The following is an 18,143-nucleotide window of genomic DNA, read 5'->3' as shown; positions in this document are numbered from 1 at the left end:
CAATATCCGATCCCCCTATATCGCGTTCCGGCCGGTGCCCGAACTGCCCCGCTCGATCGAGCTTGTGGTGGCCTGGCCGGCGGGCGAGACCTCGGCCCTCGTGCTCGACTTCATCGAGACGACGCGCCGCGTCGCGCCGGGCCTTGCCCGGGAACTGGGGCTGGAGCCGGCCCAGGGTCCGCGGCCCTCGCTGCCCTGAGGCACCGATCCCCGAGCGCCGCCCCCGGGCGCATCCATTCGGAAGGGGCGCCGCGTCGCGCGCGGAGGCCGGGTGCCGCGATCCGTCCCGTTTGGCGCCGGCCCCCAGCCTCTCGGGTCATCCGGACCGCCGGACAGGCCGCTCAGACCAGAATGTCGATGTCGCGCGGTGCGTGACCGTCATGGATCGCGCGCAGGTTGGCGATCATGCGTTCCACCGATGGCGCAAAACCATCGGCCGAAACCGCCGCGATATGCGGCGTCAGCACCACCCGGTCGAGCCCCAGAAGCGGGTTCGACGGCTGGATCGGCTCCACCGCGAAGACATCGAGGCCGGCCCCGCGCAGACGGTTGCCGATGATCGCCTCGGCCAGCGCGGCCTCGTCCAGAACGCCGCCGCGCGCCGCGTTGATCAGGATGGCGTCGGGCTTCATCATCGCCAGTTGCGCGGCCCCGATCAGGTTGCGGGTCGAGGCGTTCAGCTCACAGTTCAGCGTCACCACATCGGCGCGCGTCAGCAATTCCTCCAGCGGCACGAACTGTGCGCCAAGCTCGGCCTCCTCGGCCTCGGAAAGCGGGCTGCGCTTGGTATAGATCACGGTGCAGCCGAACCCCTGCAACAGCCGCACCAGCGCCTTGCCGATATAACCCATGCCCACGATGCCCACGGTGCGCCCGCTCAGCTTCATCGAGCTTGCCCCCAGCGTCCCCTTAAGCCACTGGCCCTCCGCAATGCCGCAATGGCCGCGCACCAGGTTGCGGTTCACCGCGAGGATCAGGCCCAGCGTCGTCTCCGCCACCGCCACGGCGTTCGAGCCCGTGGTGCGCATCACCCGCACGCCTTCCCGGCGGGCGGCATCAAGGTCGATCCCGTCATAGCCGACGCCCCATTTATGCACCGCCTTCAGCCCCGGCACGGCCATCATCGCTGCCGTGACCGGCGCATCGCCGGTGATGGCGAACCGCGCGCCCGCAAGGGCCGCGATCTGATCCTCGGGCGTGCGCGACGCGGCAGTGGTCAGCCGCCACCCCTCGGGCAGAAAGGCCGCGATGCGGTCCAGCCGGTCGGGCGTGGCGGGGTCAAGCAGAACAACGGTCACATCATCGGTCATCGCATACTCCGGGTTTCAGATCTGGAAGCGCACGCCAGGGCGGGCGAGCCCGCCGCCCTGCGCCATGACGGTGCCGTCGGCGCGCCAGCAGGCGGCGCCGGTCATCAGCCCGTCGGGGGCAAAGGCGATGGCGTTCATGCCGCCGCCGATGGTCTTGACCAGCCGCACCTCGTGACCGCGGGCGCGCAGCGCATCGGCCATCGGGGCATAGGCGGGCTCAAGCTCGACATGCCCGCCATCGGTCCAGAGCCGCGGCGCCTCGACCGCCTGTTGCAGCGACATGCCATGGTCGATCAGGTTGACGATGGCCTGCAGCGCCGAGGGGAAGATCCGCACCGCCCCGGGCAGGCCAAGCGCATAGAGCGGGCGCCCCTCTTTCAGCACCATCATTGGCGCCATCGAGGTGGGCACCCGCTTGCCCGGCGCAATGGACAGCGCCTGACCGGGATGGGGATCATAGTTCAGCATGTAGTTGTTCGGGATGATCCCGGTCCCGGGCACCATGAAGCGCGCGCCGAAAAGGCCGTTGATCGTATGGGTGGCCGAAACCACGTTTCCGTCCCGGTCCGCCACCGTCAGATGGGTGGTGTCGCGGCTTTCATGGCCGGTGACCTGCGGCGGCCCGGCCTGCGCGATGCTGCGCAAACGGTCCTGGCAGGCGCGGGCATAGTCCTTGGAGGTAAAACGCGCCACCGGCACATCGACGAAATCCGGATCGCCCGAGGCAGCGCGCCGGTCCTCGAACCCCACCCGGATCACCTCGGCCAGAAGATGCAGCGCATCGGGTGTGCCGAACCCCAGCGCGCGGATGTCGTGGGGTTCCAGCATGTTCAGCATCTGCACCACATGCACCCCGGACGAGGCCGGCGGCGGCGGCCCGGCGATGGTATGGCCGCGATAGCTGCCAAAGATCGCGCCCCGCTCGACCGCCTGATAGGCGGCAAGATCGTCCAGCGTCACATGGCCCGCACCGTCCTCCGCATCCGCCTGCGCCAGACGGTCCACCAGCGCCCGCCCCAGCGCCCCGCCATGCAGCGCCGCAGCGCCCTCGGCCTGGATGAGCCGCAGGCTCTCGGCATAGTCGGGCATGGCAAGGCGTGACCCGACGGTCAGGGGCTCGCCCCCGGGCAGCATCAGCCGGGCGATTTCCGGGTCGGCCGCCAGATCGGCGCGGTGTTCGTGCAGCGCGCCGTTCAGATAGGCGCTGACGTGAAAGCCGCGCGCGGCCGCGCGGATTGCGGGCTCGATAACATCGGCAAAGGGCAGCTTGCCGTATTTTTCGTGCATCAGGCACCAGCCGCGCAGGTTGCCCGGCACCGCCACGGCCGAAGGGCCGACAAGATTGCGCCGGCCCTTGGTATCCATGTAGTTCGGCGGCGCGTCCGAGACGGTCCGGAACATGTCCGGGCGCGCGTTCCGGCCTGCGGTCGAAAGCGCGTCGATCACCACATGCTGCCCGTCGGCCAGCCGGATATGCGTCATGCCGCCGCCCGCGATCCCGACCATCATCGGTTCGACCACCGTCAGCGCGAGCATCGCCGCCACCGCCGCGTCGATCGCATTGCCGCCGATCGCCAGCATCTCGTTTCCTGCGGCCGAGCCGAGCGGCGCATTGGTCACGACGACGCCCAGGGCACCCGAGGCCGGACGTTTTTCACACAGGAAGGGCAGCGGAAGGGAAGGGTCTGCCAAGGCTCTCTCCGGTCTGGGATTGCGCCCGAGGTCCGGCAGGATCGTCAGGCAGGTGCCGGCAGCCTAGCGCGCGGTTTCGCCGGGGGAAACCCACCTTCGACGGGCGGGCCTGTCCGAAAGGTCATGGTGGCAGGGGGCCTTCAGCAGATCGGGCAGCACATGGCGGCCGCGATCGTGACGATCCGTGGCTTGCGTGGCCGCCTCGCCCCGCGCGCTGGTCCTGCGCCGGGCCTGGCACGACCCCGTTCGGCGCATCGCGGCGACGACGCCCGCGCGGCCCGCAGGAACCGCCGAGGGGGCGTCAGCCGCTGCGGCGCCCGGGGGCGCCGGGCAAGCGGCTGGCGCAGTGGTCGGACCCTGGTTCTGGCCCGGTGTCCCGGGGCGCAGGTTTACCCGGGGCGTTCAGGCAAAGTGGACCGTCTTGGTTTCCAGATAGTTCTCCAACCCCTCGATCCCGCCCTCGCGGCCATAGCCCGACTGTTTGACGCCGCCGAAGGGCATCAGCGGGTCGATGATGTTGCCGTTGATCGTCAGCCCCCCGGACCGGACACGCCGCGCCATCCGGTAGGCGCGGTCACTGTCGGACGAGAAGATCGCGCCGTTCAGCCCGTAATCGGTGGCATTGGCCTTGGCGATCGCGTCCTCGTCATCGGTGTAGGTGATGATCGAGACGACGGGGCCGAAGATCTCCTCTTTCGCGATGCGCATGTCGGGGGTGACATTGGTAAAGACCGTGGGCTCGATGAAAAAGCCGTTCGCCAGCCCCTCGGGGCGGCCGCCGCCGGTGGCAATGGTCGCGCCCTCGGCACGGCCCGCCTCGATATAGCCCTGCACGCGCTCCAGTTGCCGGCCCATCGCAAGCGGTCCCATCTGGGTGGCCGGGTCTGCGGGATCGCCCACCTTGATGCCCTTGACGGCCCCGACGAAGAGGTCGGTGAATTCCCGGGCGCGCGATTCCGGCACGAGGATCCGGGTCAGAGAGAAACACACCTGCCCGGTGATCGGCATCGTGTACATCATCAGCGTTGGCAGCGCGGCCGCGAAATCGGCATCATCCAGCAGGATCGCCGCCGACTTGCCGCCAAGTTCAAGCGAGACCCTGGCCAGACGCTCGGCGCAGACGGCGGCGATATGCTTGCCTGCGGCCGTCGAGCCGGTGAAGGCAACCTTGTCCACATCCTTGTGGCGCACCAGGTAATCGCCCACCTCGCGCCCTGCGGGAACAAGATTGAAGACACCCTTGGGCAGGCCCGCGGCCTCGATGCATTCGGCCAGCACATAGGCCTCGAGCGGGGTTTCGGGCGAGGGCTTCGACACGAAGGTGCAGCCCGCCGCAAGGCCTGCCGCGATCTTGTAGGTCAGAAGCACCATCGGGGCGTTCCAGGGCGTGATGGCGGCGCAGACGCCCATCGGCTCTTTCGCGATGACGGTGCGGCCGCCATTGGCGCGCGTGCGCTCCTCTTCGAAGCTGTAGGAGTTGGAAGAGATCAGATCCGCATAATAGCGGAACAGCGCCACGTTCTGTGGTGCGAGGATCCGCGTCAGCGTGATCGGCGCGCCCATCTGGTGTGTCCAGCTCCGGGCAATCTCGTCCAGCCGGGCCTCGATGTTGTCGGCCACCTTGCGCAGGTAGCCGGCGCGTTCCGTGGGCGACATCCGCGGCCAGGGGCCATTGTCGAAGGCGTCGCGCGCCGCGGCCACGGCATCATCGATATCCGCGACCGAGGCTTCGGGATAGTCCATCAGCTTCTCGCCGGTGACCGGCGAGATCACCTCAAGGCGCGCGCTTCCCTTGGGGGCGACCCAGTCGCCGCCGATGAAGAACCTGCTGGGGGTGCGAAGGTTCAGGCTTTGTCCGTCCATTGGTCAGTCTCCTCGTTGGGTTGGATCACATCGTCCCCGGCAGCCACAGGGCCAGCGCCGGAAACAGGCACAGAATGAGAATTCGAAGCAGGTCGGCGCCGACAAAGGGCAGGACGCCGCGATAGATATCCGTCAGCTTCACGTCACGCGCGATCGAGTTGATGACAAAGACATTCATGCCGATCGGCGGAGAGATCAGCCCGATCGAGATCGTCGTCACCAGCACGATCCCGAACCAGACCGGGTCGAAGCCAAGCGCCTGCATCGCCGGGAACACGATCGGCACCGTCAGCAGGATCACTGCCAGCTCGTCCATCACCGCGCCCAGAACCAGATAGACCAGCAGCACAAGCCCCAGGACGCCCCAGGCCGGAAGCGGCACCTGCGTCAGAAAGGCGGTCAGGTTCTGCGTGACCTGCGTCACGGTCAGGAAATAGCCGAACAGCGTCGCGCCCACGGCGATGGTGAAGATGGCGGCGGTGATCTGCAACGCCTCGATCAGGCAGCGCAGGATCACCCGGGGCGGCAACTTGCCCCGCACAAGCCCGATCACCAGCGCGCCCACCGCGCCAAGGCCCGCGGCTTCGGTCACGGTGACAAACCCGCCATACATGCCGATGATGACCAGCGCAAACAGCAGCAGCGTCGCCCACAGGCTGCGCAGCGCGGCAAAACGGGTGGCCCAGCTGGCGCGGGCGCCGCGCGGCATCGTGTCGGGATAGCGCCGGGCGATCACCTGCACCACCAGCGCATAAAGCGAAAGCCCCAGAAGCCCCGGCACGACACCGGCCATGAACAGCATGGCGACGTTCTGTTCGGTGATGATCCCGTACAGCAGCAGGAATACCGAGGGCGGGATCATCGCCCCCAGCGTTCCCCCCGCGGCGATCACCCCCGCCGCGAACCCCGGCGCATAGCCCGCGCGGCGCATTTCGGGCAGGGCAACGCTTGTCATGGTTGCCGCACAGGCAACCGAGGATCCGTTGATGGCCGCAAAGCCGCCGCTTGCCGCCACGGTCGCGGTTGCGAGGCCGCCGCGCACATGGCCCAGCCAGGTGTTCGAGGCATCGAACAGCTCGCGGCTCAGACCACCGGCGCCGGCAAAGACGCCCATCAGGATGAACATCGGCACGACGCTCAGCGAATAATCCGACATCATCCGGTAGGGCGCGTTCACCAGCAGGTTCAGCCCCGCCGTCCAGCTGACCATGGTGGCAAAGCCCGTCACGCCGACAATGCCCATGGCAATTCCGATCGGTACGCGCAGGATCATCAGCAGGAAAAGGGCGCCGAACCCCAGAAACGAAAGCGTTGTCGGGTCCATCATCGGGTCCTGAATTCCATCATGTCGCGCAGCAGGCGCAGAAATCCCAGCGCGGCAGCCGCGCCGATGCCGGTGGCGGTGGCGGCAATGACCGGCCAGAGCGGCAGCAGCAGGTCGTTCGATACCTCGCCGCTGCGCAGGCTCTGGCCCGTCTTGCGCCAGAGCATCCACATCAGCGTGCCCATCGCAAGAAAGGTGACGGCCGAGGCGAAGACATTCATCGCCGAGCGCGCCCAGACCGGCGCGAGAAGATAGACCGCATCGACGCTGATGTGACGCCGGGTCCAGGTGGTGCAGGCAATTCCCCAGGCGATGGCGATCCCCTGCAGCGCGGTGGCGCCGATATAGGCGTCCGGGATCCGCATCCCCAGCGCATAGCGCAGCCCCGCCTCGGTGACGGTCAGCAGCGCGATCAGCACCAGGAATATGCCCGCGACCGCCTCGATGGCCTGGATCAGGCGGGCCATGACGCCCACCCCCACCGGATGCGGATCAGAGCCCGGCGTCATGTTCGGCGATCGCGGCCTGAATACCGGCTTCGGCCGCCCCGGCATCGACTCCGGCTGCAGTCACCATGTCGCGCCAGCGCGCGATCATCGGATCGGTCGCGGCCAGCCATTCGGCACGCTGGCTGTCGTCGGGCGTGGCAAAGACGTGGGCGCCGTCTTCTTCCAGCGCCGCGCGTTCGACGGTGTCTTCCTCGGCCCAGACCTCGACGATGCGGCCGGCCCATTCGGTGGAACAATGCTCGTTCATCACCGCCTGCTGTGCCTCGCTCAGACGCGCCCAGGTGACCGGCGAGATCACGTAGACGAAGTTCGCCGTATACATCGGCATGTCGAGGTGATGCGTCGCGACATCCGCGATCCCCCAGGTCGCAAGCGAGCTGTAGGGGCTTGCCGTGCCATCCGCGGTTCCGCGGCTCAGAAGGTCACGCATCTCGGCGGCCGTGGCCTGGATGGTCGTCGCGCCCTGGCTGGAGAGATACTGGCCCAGTGTGCCGTTCGCCGGGCGCACCGAGAGGCCGGACAGGTCCGCGGGTGCGGTGACGGGGCGGGTGGTGTGGATGGTTCCGGGGGAATGCATGAAGGCCATGCAGAAATGCACGTCGCTCATCTCCTCCGCCGCATAGTCGCGGTACCACTGGTCCAGGGCCCGCGATCCTGCCGGTGCCGCGTTGAAGCGGAACGGCAGTTCGCCGTAGGAAATGACCGGGAAGCGCCCCGCGTTGTAGCCCGGATTGACCAGCGTGATATCGGCGATCCCGTCGCGCGCGAGATCGTAGTGATCCGCAGCCGAACCGAGTTGCTGGGAGGGATAGACGGTGATGCTGATCGAACCGCCCGAGGCTTCGTGGATCGAGTCGATCCATTCCGCGGTGCCCTCCATCAGCGGGTGGGTCGCACCGACCCAGACGCCGAAGCGCAGATCGACGGGGGTGTCCTGTGCAAATGCCGCGCCCCCCAGCGCAGCGGCGGCGGTTGCCGCCAGAAAAGCCGTTCGCATCATCTCTTACTCCTCCTCAAGAGTGTTGCAGCGCCCGCATCGCCGGCCCCCTCCCCGGGGCTCAGCCTGCGTCGATCATCACCTCCACCAGCCGGGGCCCGCGGGCGGCAAAGCTTTCCCGCAAGGCGGGCTCCAGCTCTGCCGGGTCCGAGATGCGGCGCGCCGGGCAACCCTGCGCCTCGGCAATGGCCGCCAGCGAAAGATGGCCGATGTCGCATCCGACCACCGGCTTGTTGCCGGCAAAGCCCTTCAGCGCGGCGTAGCCGCCGTTGTTCAGGATCACGAAAAGCACGTCGGCATCGTGTTCCACCGCGCTCCAGATCCCCTGGATGGAATACATCGACGACCCGTCGCCCAGGATCGCCAGAACCGTCTCGCCGGGGCCGCTCAGCGCCGCGCCCACAGCGGCGGGAAGCGCATAGCCAAGGCCGCCGCTGGCCGTGGCGAAGAAGCCGCCGGGACGGTCGATCGGCAGGAAATCATGCACGTCATCGCGGCTTGACGGCGCTTCCTCGACCACGATGCCCGTCGCAGGGCGCAGGTCCTGCAACGCCTTCAGCGCCATCGCGGAACTGATCCCGCGCACGGGCGCGGGGATGCCCAGCATGCGCATTGGCCGGTCGCGGCGTGGGCGGGGCGGGCCACGATGGTCGCGCAGGGCCTGCAAGGTCAGATCAAGATCGCCCACCAGCGCCGTGCCGCACACCGCGCCCGCCGCCTGGTGCGCATCGCCCACGATCTGCACCAGGGCCGCGCCCTCGGGAGGCACGGTCCCGGGCCTCTCGTAGTGATAGGTGAAGACCGGCGCCCCGAGCACGAGGATCAGGTCATGCCCGGCCAGGTGGCGTTCGATATCGGCCTCGTTCGCGGGCAGGAAGCCGGCGAAAAGCGGATGGCTTTCGGGGAAGGAACAGCGGGACGACAGCGGCGCCACCCAGACGGGCGCCTGATAGTGTTCGGCCAGGGCGACCGTGCTGTCCCAGGCGCCGTCATGATCCACGCCTGCACCGACCACCAGCACCGGGTTTCCGGCGGCCTCCAATTGCGCGGCGAGGCGGGCCAGCGCGGCCGGATCGGCCTGCGCCCGGCCCGTCACCGCGCGCAGCACGGGCGGATCGCAGGGCTTTGCCCAGTCATCCAGCGGGATCGACACGAAGACAGGGCCCGCAGGCGGCAGGCAGGCGATGTGAATGGCACGGGCAATGGCCGCCGGCACATCCTCGGCGCGGGCAGGTTCGATCGCCCATTTGACATAGGGCTGCGGCAGCACGGTGGGCGCCTCGGCAAAGAGGAACGGATCGGATCGGAGCAGCGGGCGGCTTTGCTGTCCGGCGGTGATCACCAGGGGCGCCCGGTTGCGAAAGGCCGAATAGATCGCGCCCATCGCATGCCCGACGCCTGCCGCGGAATGCAGGTTGACGAAGGCAGGCCCGCGCGTCGCCTGTGCGTGGCCATCCGCCATCGCCACGACCACCGATTCCTGAAGCCCGGTGACATAGCGGAACCCTTCGGGCAGGTCACTGAACATCGGCAGTTCCGTCGATCCCGGATTGCCGAAGATCGTTGTCATGCCGTGGTGGCGCAGCAGGTCGAATACGGCCTCGCGCACGGTGCTGGCGCGGGTTGCTCCCGAGTGGATCATCTCTCCTCCCGTCCCGGGCAGCGCCGGGATCTTGTCTTGTGGGAGGATGGTGGCGGGAATGGCTCCTTTAAGGAATTGTCATTCTCTGCACAAAGCCATACCGTTCCGGCATGACCTGGGATCAGCGCACGATTTCCGTCTTTCTTGCAACCGCAGAGGCAGGCAGCCTTGGCCGCGCCGCGCGTGAGGTGAATCTGACGCAGCCGGCCGTGACGCGGATCATCCGCCGGCTCGAGGCGCATCTGGGCGCGCCCCTGTTCGACCGCACGACAACCGGTGTCACGCTGAACGTCTATGGCAAGGCGCTGCTGCCCTACGCAACCCTGGTCTCGGCCGAAATGGCCAATGCGGAAAAGCTGCTGGATGCCTTGCGCGGTGCCAGCAGGGGCGTCGTGCGGGTCGGAGGGGTGGGTAGTGTCACCTCGGGCCATCTTGCCGCCGCGCTGCAGCGGCTTCTGGAGACGCAGCCCGGCCTGCAGGCCCTCGTGGTCGAGGAGATCGAGGACAAGCTGCTGAACGCGCTGAAACATGGCGAGATCGACCTTGCCGTGTCACCCGAGCCTTATCTGGATGAAGAGATCGCGCTTGCCTGCCCCGAGGGCCTGCATGATGAGGTCGAGGTCTTCGGCAGCCCCGATCACCCGCTGGCCCGGGCGCGCGACGTGACGCTGGCCGAGGTGGCCCGCCACCCATGGGCCTTGCCGCCGCAGGATACGCCGGTGACCCGCGAACTCCGCCGCCGCTTCTTTGCCCGCGGCATCGACACGATCGAGGTCCGCGTCGTCTCGCGTTCGGTCAACATGTTGAAAAGCATGACGGCGAAGGGCGGGTTGATGTGCTGGATGCCCCGGGGTCTGGTGACGCTGGAACTGGCTGCGGGCGAGCTTGTGGCGCTGCCGATCCCGGAACTGCGCCATCGCCGCACCTTCCATGTCTACCGCCGTCGCATGGGCCAGTTGCCACCGGCAGCAGTCCAGCTTCTGCGCGCCCTGCAGCAGCTTGCCCGCGAAGAGACCCGCTGAAGTGTGCTGCACCGCAAGGCCGGGTAGCACCGCGCGAAATCCGTGGTCCCCATGCCGGGAGGCGGCGCTTGCACTACGGCGCGCGATTCGGGCAGGCGCCGCGAACCTGGCCATCTGCCACGGTCGGCTCTGGCGCTGCGAAACCGCCTGCACGCGCTTTTCCGCAGCCTTCCCTAAACCGTGGATCGCAGGGCCATGCAGGTTCGGCGACCGCGGCACGTCAGGCGCGGATCATCGGACAAAGGCGCGTCCCAGCCCCAATGTCCGCTCTACGATCATGATCACGCCCAGTGTCAGCAGGATCAGGAGCACGGATGCCGCCGCGACCAGCGGATCGGCCCGATTGTAGACGTAGTTGTAAAGCTCGACCGGCAGTGTCGAGATGCGCGGGCCGGTCAGGAACAGGGTTATGACCACCTCGTCGAAGGACACAAGAAAGCACAGGGCCGTTGCCGCGACGATGCCTGGCATCATCATCGGCAACGTCACCCGGAAAAACACCACAAGCGGCCGCGCCCCCAGGCTGCGTGCCGCTTCCTCGCATTGCAGGTTCTGCGTGCTTAATGACACCGCCAGCACGCGAAGCGCATAGGGCAAGGTCACGACAAGATGCGCGATCACGAGGCCCTGCATGGTTGCAAGCAGACCCATCGACGCAAAGACGATGAGGATGGCAAGCCCAAGCACGATCGTCGGCAACAACAGGGGCGCCGTGAACAGGTTGAACAGGAAATCCCGGCCCCTGAAGCGCAGGCGCGTCATCGTCCAGGCTGCCGGGATCGCGATGACAAGCGACAGGGCGGTCACGATCACGGCCAGAGCAAGGCTGGTCCAGAAGGCCCGCATCATCCCGCGGTTCTCCAGCAGGGCCGAATACCAGCGTGTGGACCACGAGGTCGGCGGGAAGCGGAGCACCTGATCGCCCGAGAACGACATCGGGAACACCAGAAGCACCGGCGCCAGAAGATAGAGGAAGAGGACAAACACGAGAATCCGCATCGCCCAGGACGTTCGTTCGGTATCCATGCGGTCTTCCTTTCAGTCGAGGCGCCGGAGAACGGCGGAATAGGCCCCGAGCGCTGCGCCGAAGATCACCAGCACCAGGATCGACAGGGTCGAGGCCAGCGGCCAGTTGAGCGTCACGATCGCCTGATCGTAGATCTCGGTCGCCAGCAGAAAGACCCGGCCGCCGCCCATGAGCTTGGGGGTGATGAAGGAGGAAACGGCAAGCACGAAACACAAGAGGCAGCCAAGGGCGATGCCGGGCAGTGTCAGCGGCAGGATCACCCGCCAGAACGTGCGCATGGGCGAGGCACCCAGGGTTCGCGCCGCTTCCTCGACCTTCGGATCAAGGCGGCCAAACCCCGCCAGAAGCGCCAGGATCATGTAGGGCATCAGGATCTCGGTCAGGCCGATGAAGACGCCGTTGATGTTGAACATGAGGCGCGGCGCCGGCAGGCCGAGCGCGCGGATCGCCCCGACAACGGGACCAGCGTCCGACAGCAGCGCGATCCAGCCATAGGTCCGCACCACCGCCGATGTCAGCAGCGGAGAGATCACCAGCACCGTGAGAAAGGTGCGCCAGCGCCCGTGGCTCCGATGCAGGTAAAGCGCGATCGGATACGAGAGGACGAGGGTCGTCATCGTGATGCCCAGACTGACGCCGATGGAGTTCACGACGATATCGAGGTAGAACTTGTCGCGAAAGATGCCGGTCCAGTTCTCCCAGGTAAAGACCTGCTCGATCCCGCCACCGACGCGCGCCCGGTTGAACGAATATCGCGCGAGGTTCAGGACCGGAATGATGAAGCCCATGGCATTCACCAGCGCAATGGGCAGCAGAAGAAGGACCGCGACTTCGCCGGCGCGCAGGGGGCGACGGGGGGCAGCAACCGCGCTCATGACGCTGACGCCGGAAAAACGAATGTGTCGCTGGCCTGCCAGGTCATGTCCACCGGCGTGCCCGGCGCCGGGCCGCCCTGATCCCGACGGGTTGCTTCCTCGATCACGACCTCGGCCGCGCCGACCCGCACGTGATACTGCACCAGATCGCCGATGAAGGTTTGACGCTCCAGAACGCCCCGCAGGCTGTTTTGCCCGTCATCCGGCGAAGGGCGGTCCGCGCCGGCGGCAAGCAACCGCATCCTGTGGGGGCGCATCATGACCTCGACCGGCCCGGTCATTGCCGATGCCGCCCGGATCTGCTGGTCGCCGATCGTGATGACCCCGTGGCGGTCGGCGATGCCGGAAAGACGGTTGGTGCGGCCGACAAAACCCGAGACGAAAGGCGAGGCGGGGCGTTCATAAATCTCGGTGGGGGTCCCGAACTGTTCGATATGGCCGTCCTTCATGACGACAATCCGGTCACACATGCTGAGGGCTTCGACCTGATCATGGGTCACGAACACGGCGGTGATGCCGCTTGCCTGCTGCAGGGCACGGATCTGGACGCGCATCTCGTCCCGCAACTTGGCGTCGAGGTTTGAGAGCGGTTCGTCCAGAAGCAGGATGGACGGCTCGATGACGAGGGCGCGCGCGAGCGCCACCCGCTGCTGCTGCCCCCCGGAAAGATCACGCGGCTTCCGGTCGGCAAGATGCGCGAGCTGCACCATTTCCAGGGCGCGCAGGGCCCGGGCGCGCACCTCGGAACGGGACAGTTTGCGCATTTCCAGCCCGAAGGCCACGTTGCGCAGCACGGTCATGTGCGGGAACAGCGCGTAGCTTTGGAAAACCAGCCCCATGTCGCGGTCATGGCTGGGCACATGCGTGATGTCGCGCCCGCCGATCGTGATGCGGCCGCGGCTGGGTGTGATCAGGCCGGCGATCATGCGCAGCGTTGTCGTCTTGCCGCAGCCGGACGGGCCGAGAAAGGCAACCATCTCTCCCTTGCGGACCGCAAGGGAGAGGGAAGGAATGACATTCGCGGTACCAAAGCTTTTTCCAAGCTGTTCAAGCACAAGGTGATCTTCGGCAGCGGGCGGGGCAGCAGGGGCGTTATGCATCCGTGCCCACCCTCAGCGGCTGAGCGGGATGATGCGGCGGCGCCACTCTTCGGTGATCGCATCGCGGATGGCGGCCACGCGCAGCCAGTCGATATCGATCATCCGGTCCATCGACCCCGCGGCCGTCCGATCCATTGCCTCGGGAGAGATCAGGGCAGCGGCCTCGGTATTCGTGGGGGCATAGAACATGGCCTCGGTAAAGGCCGCCTGAGCCTCGGGACTGAGGGCATAGTCGATGAAGCGGCGGGCAGCTTCATCCGCGGGGGCATTCTCCACAAGCGCGATCACGTTGATCTGGAAACCGCTGCCTTCTTCGGGAAGCACCACCCCGAGCGCGCCGTCCGAAAGGTCGGCATAGACCTGCGCCCGCGCGTTCCAGCCGATGCCGATATCGGCGGTGCCGCTGGAGATGGGTTGGTAGACATCCGGGCGCGGCTCCCACGTCTGGACGTTTGGCGCAAGTTCCATCAGCTTCTCGATGCCGGCCTCGACACTTTCGCCATAATCGCCGCCCCCTTCCATCTGGTTGGTGATGATGGTCAGGGTGGTGCCCTGGATATCCGGCACAGCCGGGATCGACACGCGGCCCGCGTGCTGATCGTTCCACAGTTCGGTCCAGGATGTGGGGGCTTCGGAAATGGCGCCGGTGTTGTAAAGAAGCACGAGGTTGTCAAACGTGACGCCCGCCGCATTCACCCCTTCGGCCCGCGCTTGCGGATAGAGGTTGGCGACATGGCTGGTGACGCTTTCGTCCATCGGTGCGAAAAGGCCTTCGTCCGTTGCCGCCTTGGCCACCGAGATGTCCAGGATCATCACGTCGATCTGCGGCGCGCCGGACTGCGCGCGAAGCGTCCCGAGCATCTGCGCGGAATTCGGCATTCCGTAGAACTCGACCGTGATGTCGGGGTTTGCCGCCATGAAGGGCTCCACGACGGCAGCGGTGTAATGATCCTGGAAGATGCCCGAATAAGCCGCAAGCACAACGGTCTCTGCCGAAGCCGTCCCCGCCACGAGCGCGAGGGAAGCTGCTGTCGTTCCGAGTATCTGCTTAACACGTCTGGTCATTGTCATCTCCTCTGCTGGTTTGTTCTTCACATGTCGGTTCAGGCGGTCGTTGCGGTCTTCTCCTCCACGATCCGGGTCGCGCCGGAAATGTCGGGCAGCCATTCGCCCTTGCGCAACCGGTCCAGCAGGACAAGCTCGTTCTCCTGCATTCCCAAAGCCTTGTCGGTGGCCCAGGCTGCCTGATCGGGGGAAAGGACGATGATGCCGCTTTCATCGGCAATGATCGCGTCGCCGGGGTGAACGACCTGCCCGCCGACACTGACGGCGACGTTGATCGCCCCTTCAAGGCCCAGGATCTTGGTCGTGATCGGCGAGGGGCCGCGGCACCACATCGGCAGGTCCACGCGGCGGATCTCGGAAAAATCGGTGGCGGGGCCGTCGATGGCCGCGCCGACGATGCCGGCGTTCTTCATCGCATGGGTGACGACACCGCCCCAACAGGCATGTTTGTCATCGCCACACCGGTCCACGACGACGAAATCGCCCGGGCGGACCAGCTTCGTGAAATAGTGCAGCGCCGTGGAATCCGCATGCGGCAGTCGGATCGTCACGGCTGTTCCGGCAATCCGCTTTTCCGGCAGGACGGCGCGCAGATCGCGGTCCATGAAGCCGGAGTGCAGGAAGTGGCCGATCGTGGCGGTCTCGACCCGTTCCATCCGCGTGATGAGTGCCGGGTCGATCTGGGCGGGCATCGGGTTGACGATGAACATGCGGGCAGCTCCTCAGAGGACGTGATGTTGCGCGACGGGGACATCGGCGCGGACCTGGGCCACCCGCGCCATGTCAAGCCGGCTGGCAACGGTGCCCACGCCGTCCGAACACTGCGCGACCACGTGTCCCCAGGGATCGATCACCATGGAATGGCCCCAGCACCATTTGCGCCCCTCCGCATGTGCGCCGGTCTGGCCGACGGCGAGGAAATAGGTCTGGGTTTCGATCGCCCGCGCCCGCGCAAGCACTTCCCAATGGTCCTTTCCGGTCATCAGCGTGAAGGCCGCCGGCAAAACGATCACATCCGCACCGCGGTCGCGCAGGGCGCGGAAAAGTTCGGGAAAGCGGATGTCGTAGCAGATGGCGCAGCCCACCGTGACATCGCCGACCTTGTAGGTCACGATCTCTTCGCCGCGGCTGATCGTATCGGATTCGCGGTAGGCGGTTCCGCCCGGGGCGTCGATGTCGAAAAGGTGCATCTTGCGGTAGCGCGCGAGTTCCGTTCCGTCCGGGCCGAACACCAGGGTCGTGTTGAAATGGCCGTTCCCGGATTTTTCCACGACCGAGCCTGCATGCAGGGTTATGCCAAGCTCGGCTGCAAGGGCTGACATGCGCTGCCAGATCTCGCCCTCGGGGAAGCTCTCGCCACTGCCATGGATGTTGTCGCGCCCCTCGCCAAGAAAGGCGAAATATTCCGGCAGAACCACCAGATCCGGCGCGTCTTCTGCAACGGTCTGGCGTACCAGGCGTTCCGCCTCGGCGATGTTGCGCGCTTTGTCGGAGTCCGAATTCATCTGAACAAGGCTGACCTTCATCATGTTTCCTTCTCTTTCCTGCAGGAAGTCTGGCCACCTGATGAAGCTGTGACAAACGATAAAATCTTCCGGGCTGTGATAGGTTTTTGCTATTGCAGCGTGGCTCAGCCACTCCTGATCTGGCTGTCCAAGGCGCTGTCGCGCGCGATCTGTGCCAGGATCGACGGCACCGTGTTGTCCGGGTCGTCGGCATAGGCGGCATGCAGCATGAGCGCCGGAAAGGAGGGCGCCACGTCCAGCACCTCCAGCGCGCCTTCCTGCAGCGCATCCGCAAGAATGGCGCGGGGGAGGGGGGCGATGCCGATGCCGTCGCGCGCAAGCCGGATGATCGTCGCCAGCGAGTTGGAGTTGGAGATGACCGGCGCCAGCCCCAGATCATCGAACTGCCGCTGCAACCATTGGTGCGGCACGCTGTTGCGCGAAAAGGCCAGTATCGGATAGCTGGCCAGATCGCGCAGCGTCAGGCTGAGGCCCTTCAGCCCGAATGCCGGCGCCGCCACCCAGACGCATTCCATCCTGCCCAGATCCACATTCTTGAGGCCCGGCGCATGGACCGGCCCCATGGCAAGCGCGAGATCGATCTTCCGGTCTGCAACATCCCGGGCCACTGCGAAGGATGTATCCACGTTGAGATCGAGCGAAAGCGCGGGGTAGCGCAGCTTTACCTGCTCGATGAACCGGGGCAGCCAGGCATGAACGATCGAGTCGATCGTGCCGATCGAAACCGTGCCTCGCATCAGGCTGGGATGTGCCACGGCATCGCGGAAGTTGATGGCCACGCGCAGCAGCTCTTCCGCGGGCTCAATCGCGCGTTGCCCGACGGAGGAAAGGCGCACACCCCCCGGGAGCCGCTCGAAAAGCTGGTGCCCGATCTCGCTTTCAAGCGCTGCGACCCTGTTCGAAACGCTCGCCTGCGTGATATTGAGACGCTCTGCCGCTGCCCGAAAGCTGCCGAGCCGCGCGGCCCAGAGAAAGGTTTCGATGAATCGCAAGTTCATGTCGCTACACTCCTGATCCCGTCCAGGTGACACTGGACCAAGAGTTGAACCCTGTCATGAACCCGTGAGGTCGGGCAGGAGCCAGGATCGTGCGGGCGCCGACACGTTGCCACCTCCATGTCCAAGAAAGGCGGGTGGGGGATCATCGCTGTTGCCGAGTTCTCGCCTCGGTTGCGGGAGCGGTACCAGCCCGCTTTATGCGGTTTGGCCTTGCCGGCCGGGGGAGAAAAGGCGCACCGCAGATGACATCACAAGACTGGCTGGCGGCTGGTCAGGATGGCGGGTTGGACCGACCCGGGCCAACCGTCGATGTCGTCCAGAGCGGACCAGGAGGCGCGGGGCTGACTGTGAGCGTTGTGAATCCGTCAGGCCTGAGACGCCTGCAGCCCCTGCACGATTTCCGAGGCCATCCGGCGCAGCGGCTCAAAGCTGGTTTCAATCGCCTTCGCGGTGCTCATGGCACTGGCGATCCAGATGATCGAGATGCAGCCCAGCACCGCCCCATCGCGCAGAAGCGGCACCGCAATCGAGGCGGTGTGGGGACGGAATTCCGCGCCGTCGCGGATGGCAAAGCCTTTCCGCTCCACATCGTGCAGCAGATGGTTCAGGCGCCCCGGCTCCAGAAACGGCAGATCCGCCGGTTCGCCAAGCCTTCGCACATGCTCGAGGATGATTTCCCGTTCCCCCGCGCTGCAATGCGCAAGATAGGCCCGCCCCGCGGACGAGCGCAGCATCGGCAGACGGTAACCCGTCATGCCGCGGTCAATCGACAGCGGCGACCGGGCATGGGTGGTTTCCTGAATGACCATCGCGGCATTGTCATGCACCGTCAGATCCAGCGGCCAGAGCAGTTTCGGCGCGTGGCGCGCAAGGACCGGCGCGGCCACCTGACATATCTGCGAGGTGATCGCCACCCCGTCCCCCAGCGCCGCCGCCAGCCGCGTCACCCGGACGCGGTTGGAACTGGCCGAAAAGGTGACATAGCCTTCCTCTTCCAGCGTCTCGAGCAGGCGATAGACGGTGGGACGTGCCAGACCAAGCGCTTGCGCGATCTCGGACGGGCGGGCCGCGCCCATGGCATTGACATGGCGCAGGACGGCAAGGCCGCGCGCAAGGGCGCGCACGGTCTCCTTGCGGGGCGGATCGGGGGCGTCGGTCATGGCTGCACCATGCCACGAGCCGGCGGGCGGCGG

The 18,143-nt window shown here is 66.5% G+C and carries 17 protein-coding genes; 2 read left to right on the top strand and 15 right to left on the bottom strand.

Annotated elements, in window-relative coordinates:
* The coding region (locus ACFQXB_RS09835; protein WP_377402866.1) for a hypothetical protein at nt 1-199 on the top strand (199 nt) is incomplete at its 5' end.
* Nucleotides 200-341: 142 nt separating this feature from the next.
* Here the strand turns inward: ACFQXB_RS09835 and ACFQXB_RS09830 are convergent.
* From ACFQXB_RS09830 to mdlC, 7 genes are all read right to left on the bottom strand, one after another.
* The gene (locus ACFQXB_RS09830; RefSeq protein WP_377402864.1) at nt 342-1,310 is read right to left on the bottom strand and encodes a 2-hydroxyacid dehydrogenase; all 969 of its coding nucleotides are present in this window, start codon (nt 1,308-1,310) and stop codon (nt 342-344) included.
* Between the two features lie 15 nt (nt 1,311-1,325).
* A complete protein-coding gene (ggt, locus tag ACFQXB_RS09825; RefSeq protein ID WP_377402862.1) occupies nt 1,326-3,002 on the bottom strand; it encodes a gamma-glutamyltransferase in 1,677 nt (558 codons plus the stop codon).
* Between the two features lie 402 nt (nt 3,003-3,404).
* Nucleotides 3,405-4,865, bottom strand: coding sequence for an aldehyde dehydrogenase (locus ACFQXB_RS09820; RefSeq protein ID WP_377402860.1), 1,461 nt, complete (start codon nt 4,863-4,865; stop codon nt 3,405-3,407).
* A gap of 25 nt (nt 4,866-4,890) precedes the next feature.
* On the bottom strand, nt 4,891-6,189 hold the full coding sequence (locus ACFQXB_RS09815) for a TRAP transporter large permease (RefSeq protein ID WP_377402858.1): 1,299 nt from the start codon (nt 6,187-6,189) through the stop codon (nt 4,891-4,893).
* Nucleotides 6,189-6,656, bottom strand: a complete 468-nt coding sequence (locus ACFQXB_RS09810) for a TRAP transporter small permease (RefSeq protein WP_377402856.1) — start codon at nt 6,654-6,656, stop codon at nt 6,189-6,191. The genes ACFQXB_RS09815 and ACFQXB_RS09810 overlap by 1 nt, the downstream gene beginning before the upstream one ends.
* A gap of 25 nt (nt 6,657-6,681) precedes the next feature.
* The gene (locus ACFQXB_RS09805; protein WP_377402854.1) at nt 6,682-7,698 is read right to left on the bottom strand and encodes a TRAP transporter substrate-binding protein; all 1,017 of its coding nucleotides are present in this window, start codon (nt 7,696-7,698) and stop codon (nt 6,682-6,684) included.
* Between the two features lie 58 nt (nt 7,699-7,756).
* Nucleotides 7,757-9,337 (bottom strand): benzoylformate decarboxylase, encoded by a 1,581-nt coding sequence (mdlC, locus tag ACFQXB_RS09800; protein WP_377402851.1) that lies wholly within the window; start codon nt 9,335-9,337, stop codon nt 7,757-7,759.
* Between the two features lie 110 nt (nt 9,338-9,447).
* Between mdlC and ACFQXB_RS09795 the strand changes: the two genes are divergently transcribed.
* Nucleotides 9,448-10,359: a LysR family transcriptional regulator gene (locus ACFQXB_RS09795; protein ID WP_377402848.1), complete on the top strand. Its 912-nt coding sequence runs from the start codon at nt 9,448-9,450 to the stop codon at nt 10,357-10,359.
* A gap of 231 nt (nt 10,360-10,590) precedes the next feature.
* Here ACFQXB_RS09795 and ACFQXB_RS09790 read toward each other — a convergent pair whose 3' ends face one another.
* The 8 genes from ACFQXB_RS09790 to ACFQXB_RS09755 all read right to left on the bottom strand — a co-directional run bounded on the left by ACFQXB_RS09790 (nt 10,591) and on the right by ACFQXB_RS09755 (nt 18,110).
* Nucleotides 10,591-11,385, bottom strand: a complete 795-nt coding sequence (locus ACFQXB_RS09790; RefSeq protein ID WP_377402845.1) for an ABC transporter permease — start codon at nt 11,383-11,385, stop codon at nt 10,591-10,593.
* Between the two features lie 12 nt (nt 11,386-11,397).
* Nucleotides 11,398-12,261 carry an ABC transporter permease gene (locus tag ACFQXB_RS09785; protein ID WP_377402842.1) on the bottom strand — a complete coding sequence of 288 codons (864 nt, stop codon included), beginning with the start codon at nt 12,259-12,261 and terminating at the stop codon, nt 11,398-11,400.
* The gene (locus tag ACFQXB_RS09780) at nt 12,258-13,361 is read right to left on the bottom strand and encodes an ABC transporter ATP-binding protein (RefSeq protein WP_377402839.1); all 1,104 of its coding nucleotides are present in this window, start codon (nt 13,359-13,361) and stop codon (nt 12,258-12,260) included. Before ACFQXB_RS09780 ends, ACFQXB_RS09785 begins: the two co-directional genes overlap by 4 nt.
* Nucleotides 13,362-13,373: 12 nt before the next feature.
* Entirely contained in the window at nt 13,374-14,426 is a 1,053-nt protein-coding gene (locus tag ACFQXB_RS09775; RefSeq protein WP_377402835.1) for an ABC transporter substrate-binding protein, read from the bottom strand.
* Nucleotides 14,427-14,464: 38 nt separating this feature from the next.
* Entirely contained in the window at nt 14,465-15,136 is a 672-nt protein-coding gene (locus ACFQXB_RS09770; RefSeq protein WP_377402832.1) for an RraA family protein, read from the bottom strand.
* Nucleotides 15,137-15,148: 12 nt separating this feature from the next.
* Complete coding sequence (locus tag ACFQXB_RS09765; protein WP_377402830.1) at nt 15,149-15,955, bottom strand: carbon-nitrogen hydrolase family protein; 807 nt, start codon at nt 15,953-15,955, stop codon at nt 15,149-15,151.
* A 101-nt stretch (nt 15,956-16,056) separates the two neighbouring features.
* Complete coding sequence (locus ACFQXB_RS09760; RefSeq protein WP_377402827.1) at nt 16,057-16,950, bottom strand: LysR family transcriptional regulator; 894 nt, start codon at nt 16,948-16,950, stop codon at nt 16,057-16,059.
* 365 nt (nt 16,951-17,315) lie between these two features.
* Nucleotides 17,316-18,110 carry a DNA-binding transcriptional regulator gene (locus tag ACFQXB_RS09755; protein ID WP_377402824.1) on the bottom strand — a complete coding sequence of 265 codons (795 nt, stop codon included), beginning with the start codon at nt 18,108-18,110 and terminating at the stop codon, nt 17,316-17,318.
* Nucleotides 18,111-18,143 lie beyond the last annotated feature (33 nt).

The sequence above is a fragment of the Halodurantibacterium daqingense genome, from assembly GCF_042666235.1.
GTDB classification, from domain to species: Bacteria; Pseudomonadota; Alphaproteobacteria; order Rhodobacterales; family Rhodobacteraceae; genus Halodurantibacterium; species Halodurantibacterium daqingensis.
Note: the sequence above shows the minus strand (reverse complement) of the source record. Positions and strands in the feature narration are given on the sequence as shown.